We start from the raw sequence: 4,661 nt of genomic DNA, 5'->3' as shown, positions 1-4,661 counted from the left end.
AAAAGTATTTGATGAAAACCTTGCCAACTACAACACGCTCAAACCAGTTGGTCTGGAAAGGCTCATTCAAACTCTGATGCTTGCTGGCGCATTGATCGCAATTCTGGGCGGGTTGACAGTCTTGAAACGCCGTCGGAACTAGCGAGAGATTCTGCTCGTAACTGGGCTCCATACAGTTGATCGAACTGTGTGGAGTTCAGTTACATTTTTAATCTCTTGTGAATTCAATTTCTAGTGCTACCGTGGATTCATGAAACTTTTGATGAAGCGTGTTGGTCTATTAAGTATTTCTACTCTTATCTTCACCCCAACACTTATCCTCATCTCACCCGCGGCGTTAGCGGCTTCGACGCTCACCTGTGAGGGGAAAAAGGCGACGATCGTTTCTAGTGCCTCCAGTATTAAGGGCACTTCTAAAGTCGATGTGATTCTCGTTCAGGGATCTGGAAGGCACACTGTTCTAGCTGGCACTGGAAATGATTTGATCTGTGGAAGTGTCGGTATTGATAAAATTGATGGTCAGGGTGGTAGCGACACAATTGTTGGCGGCCTAGGCAACGATGTCATCAAAGGGAGTGCGGGCAACGACTCACTCAACGGAGGCAAAGGTAACGACTCCCTAGATGGAGGAAGCGGCGATGACACTCTCGATGGTGGCGACGGTGATGACGAACTCAACGGAGGCGACGGGGATGACGTTGAAGATGGTGGTTTAGGTGATGACGCCCTCGATGGTGGAGATGGCGATGACACTCTCGATGGTGGAGATGGCGATGACGTTGAAGATGGCGGATTAGGCGATGACACTCTCGATGGTGGCGACGGTGACGACGTACTCGACGGTGGAGATGGCGATGACGTTGAAGATGGCGGTGATGGAACTGATTCCGTTAATGGCTCTGCCGATGATTAAATCTGCTCAACTAATAATTTAAAAGGAACGGCTTTAAGCGCCTGACTAACTAGATGTCTTTATACATTTCCTGGTTCGTTTCAATCGAAATATTATGTAGGAATCGATCGACCTGACTACGCGACTTAAAATAATACTGCGCCAGACTTGTATTCGACTGCCCGACGCGAAAAGTAACTCCACTCTTAGCGAAGACACGAAAGACATCTTCGTCAGACAGACTGTCACCAATATAGACCGGAAGGGCGTTTCCTTTTCTGGTCGCATAATATATGTGCCGCGCGCAACTGCCTTTTGTCCATTCAGACATGGGAGTAATTTCGAAAGTAAATAGATTGTCTATAAGGCGAATCCCTCCGGCACTAACAAATTTTTCCGCTATCTCAGTTGCCCCTATGCGAAACTGCGCAGCTTGAGTGGCCGAGAGCAATCGATATCCAAATGTAAGACCGTAGTTATTATCTTCAATGAACAGTTCAGGAAAGAGCTTTGCATAGTGCAAAAGAGGGCTTCGCGCCATCTCAAACACTGAGAGGGAGTTCTGAGAAAAACCGTGTCGATGTGTCTGACCATCCATCTTCCACTCAACTCCATGACTTCCCGCATATATGATCTCTGTTAATCCGATTCGTACCTCAATATCCAATAGAGGGCGACCCGTTATAACAGCGACGGGCATCTTCTTGGCACATGCGATAAGTGAGCGTCGAGCATCAGGTGATATGCGTGCTTCTGACGGTATCTCTACTATAGGTGAGAGAACTCCGTCGAAATCAAGCATGAGAACGCAGCCGCGGTTTCTAATATCAGCAAGGATTGAATCCATATGGATATCGGCGTCTTTCATGTTACTCAAGTTGCAAGAGGGCCTTGATATGTTCGGCCGACCAGCGGTAGATGTTGTAATCGCTAACTGATGTGCGCATTATCTTCATTCGACGTTGCTGCTCGGTTTTGGGCATCATCAAAGCGGTTAGAATTGCGGCACAGGTTTCCTCGGCACTGTACGGATTGATAAGCAATGCACCAATTAAATCCCGCGAAGCTCCCGTGAACTCGCTCAATATCAACACACCAGATTCATCATTGCGTGCGGCAACGTATTCCTTTGCCACAAGATTCATGCCGTCGTGCAAAGATGTAATCAGGCAGACATTGGCAAACTGGTAGAGGTGTATGAGTTGTTCATGCGAATAGTTTCGCTTTTCAAGTACGATAGGTTTCCAGCCGTTTACGCTAAATTTATTGTTGATTCGTTCCGCTTCGCTGGTCACCAGAACTGCAAACTCACGATATTTTTCAACCATCTCACGCGACGGTGATGCGATCTGAAGCAACGTGAGATTCCCCTGGTACTCGGGGTTGGAATCGAGAAAAAATTCGAGCCCCTTGAACCGCTCTAATATTCCCTTCGTATAATCCAGACGATCGACGCCGAGTACAAGATGTTCGACATGAATTCCAAGCTCATCGAGGGTTTTCTTACTAGGCTCGGCGTGGCCTTCGGCACTTCCTGGAAATGAAATTGATATCGGGAACGGCCTAATCACAGTTTTATGTGTGCCCCGGAAGATCGAAAACTGCTCGTAATCAAGACGCGACTCAATCTCGTTGCCGACTGTCTCGATGAAATTATTGCAGTACTGCTGCGTGTGGAAACCAACGAGGTCGGCCTTTAGCATTCCTCCCAGAAGCTCTTTGCGCCAAGGACTGATACTAAACTGCGCTGGAGATGGCCACGGTATATGCCAGAAAATGGCAACTAGGGCGTCAGGACGGCTTTTCTTTACCATCTCCGGTACGAGCGCCAAATGAAAATCTTGGACTAATACAATCGGCCGCTTTACGTTTCGTATTTCAGCCAGCAGCGTCTTTGCGAATTTGGCATTGACTTTCCTATACTCAACCCAGTCATCCGAGCGAAAGAGCGGGCGCGTATGAGCCATGTGGCACAGTGGCCATAACGCCTCATTGGAGAAACCGGCATAGTAACCCTCAATCTCCTTCTCTGTGAGTGAGATTCGCTTAAGCGTATATTTCGGCTCGTCGGGCGGAACCATTATTCTGCCGTTCTTATCAGCGGTTTCTACATCGGCATTTCCACTGCCATGCGCAATCCATGTCCCACCGCAGGCTTCCATCACGGGCTCCAACGCGGTTACTACACCACCGGCCGGTACTGACCACTCAATTTTATTCTTAGTTTTGCTGTGCACGTACGGTTCACGGTTCGAGAGCACGAATATCGGGCGATCCTTCAGATAGGCCTTTATAAACTCCCGGAGCCGCTCGGCTGTCCACGGAGAGTCAATCATTTCAAGACGCATGCGGGCCTCATCGCTAGCTGACTGTCGGGCCTGGCGCAAACTTTTCGTCACTTTCGAGATTTCTCCCGCAAGTGGCTTGAAGAAACTTGAATGCGGGATCGTATCGATCTCGGAATTGCCTCTACGAAGGGCTTGTAGCGACTCAACCATTGTGGAGATTGAATGGAAAAAGATCCATCGCACTAAGACAAGAATCGTCAAGGCAAAAATCAGAATTTGGAACAACAGGCGAACTAGGTCGCGTTGCCAGATTTCACGTATATTTCTATCGATATACGAAGCGTGCTGCGCGACTGCGAGTGATCCTACGATAACGTCGTCCACATATAGCGGTCTGATAAGCACGTAGTACGTGTTGTTGCCACGGTGGACAAACTCTCCTATAGCTTGATGGGTTAACATCACCGTATTAATAAGATTTCTATCTTCAGGAAGAGGCATGTCCTCTGAGCCTGCTACGAGCACACCCGAATTATCGAAAACGCTGAGGCCAACAAGGCCTTTGCTGCGAGTAAATCTATCTATAATTTTTTGTACACCAACAGTCCAGCCGGCGTCGTATGAGGACATGATGCTTTCTGCAAGACTCTCAGCCAAAACTTCGCTGCGTACCTGGAGTCGTGAAGTTAGTTCAGTTTTCGCGCTATTTACCTGGCTCAGGGTTAACAAACTCGCAAAGAGACTCGCAACGAAAATGGCGGTAGCCGCCATTATGTAAACCCTTTTCATGATTTACATCCTAGTCCACCTCTAATTACCCAGTATTGGCGCACATTTCTGAGTAATTTTCCAACTTACCGACAACATCTATTCAACTAATAATTTAATCGGAACTGCTTTGAGCGCCTGACTAACTGGGCACCCCTCCTTCGCACCTTCGGCTGCTAATACAAAGCCTGCGTGATCGAGTCCTGGTACATCTCCACTAACATGAAGTCGGATCTCGGTAATGCCAACTCCTGGTTGAAAATCGACTTCGGCAGAGGTGCGCAGTTCAGTTGGTGGAGTACCTGCCTTAGTTAGTGCACTGGCAAATGCCATTGAGAAACACGCTGAATGCGCCGCAGCGATTAACTCTTCGGGACTTGTTACACCATTTGGCTCAGCACTTCTGGCCGGCCATGAGACTGGAAAAACACCAACCCCAGATGAGTTAAGTGTCGCCTCACCCTTGCCCTCTAAAAGTGTTCCCTTCCAAACTGTCGATGCTTTTCGTGTAGTTGCCATTGATCTCTCCTTAAATAAAAGTTAATTAGTCGTAACTCTACATCTTATTGAATTCACAATGGCAAAGAAGTAACTCCAAAGATTGTAAAATATTATTTAGTGAATATAGTTGGATTATCAGTTGATGAGGCATTGGAGTTACTTAAATGATCACCGTAAAGGTAGAAATTGCCAAAGACGAGGACTGTTGGTTT

Annotated in this window: 4 protein-coding genes; 1 reads left to right on the top strand and 3 read right to left on the bottom strand. The window is 47.5% G+C overall.

What is annotated here, in order from left to right; genetic code table 11:
• Nucleotides 1–250 precede the first annotated feature (250 nt).
• Nucleotides 251–913: a hypothetical protein gene (locus tag Q8K48_06190; protein ID MDP1851989.1), complete on the top strand. Its 663-nt coding sequence runs from the start codon at nt 251–253 to the stop codon at nt 911–913.
• A gap of 49 nt (nt 914–962) precedes the next feature.
• Here Q8K48_06190 and otsB read toward each other — a convergent pair whose 3' ends face one another.
• From otsB to Q8K48_06175, 3 genes are all read right to left on the bottom strand, one after another.
• Nucleotides 963–1,760: a trehalose-phosphatase gene (otsB, locus tag Q8K48_06185; GenBank protein ID MDP1851988.1), complete on the bottom strand. Its 798-nt coding sequence runs from the start codon at nt 1,758–1,760 to the stop codon at nt 963–965.
• 1 nt (nt 1,761) lies between these two features.
• Complete coding sequence (locus tag Q8K48_06180; protein ID MDP1851987.1) at nt 1,762–3,951, bottom strand: trehalose-6-phosphate synthase; 2,190 nt, start codon at nt 3,949–3,951, stop codon at nt 1,762–1,764.
• Between the two features lie 96 nt (nt 3,952–4,047).
• Nucleotides 4,048–4,467, bottom strand: a complete 420-nt coding sequence (locus Q8K48_06175; GenBank protein MDP1851986.1) for an OsmC family peroxiredoxin — start codon at nt 4,465–4,467, stop codon at nt 4,048–4,050.
• Between the last annotated feature and the right edge of the window lie 194 nt (nt 4,468–4,661).

This window comes from Candidatus Planktophila sp., assembly GCA_030681675.1.
Classification (GTDB): Bacteria; Actinomycetota; Actinomycetes; order Nanopelagicales; family Nanopelagicaceae; genus Planktophila.
The sequence above is the reverse complement of the archived record's forward strand: the minus strand, read 5'-3'. Positions and strand labels throughout refer to the sequence as shown.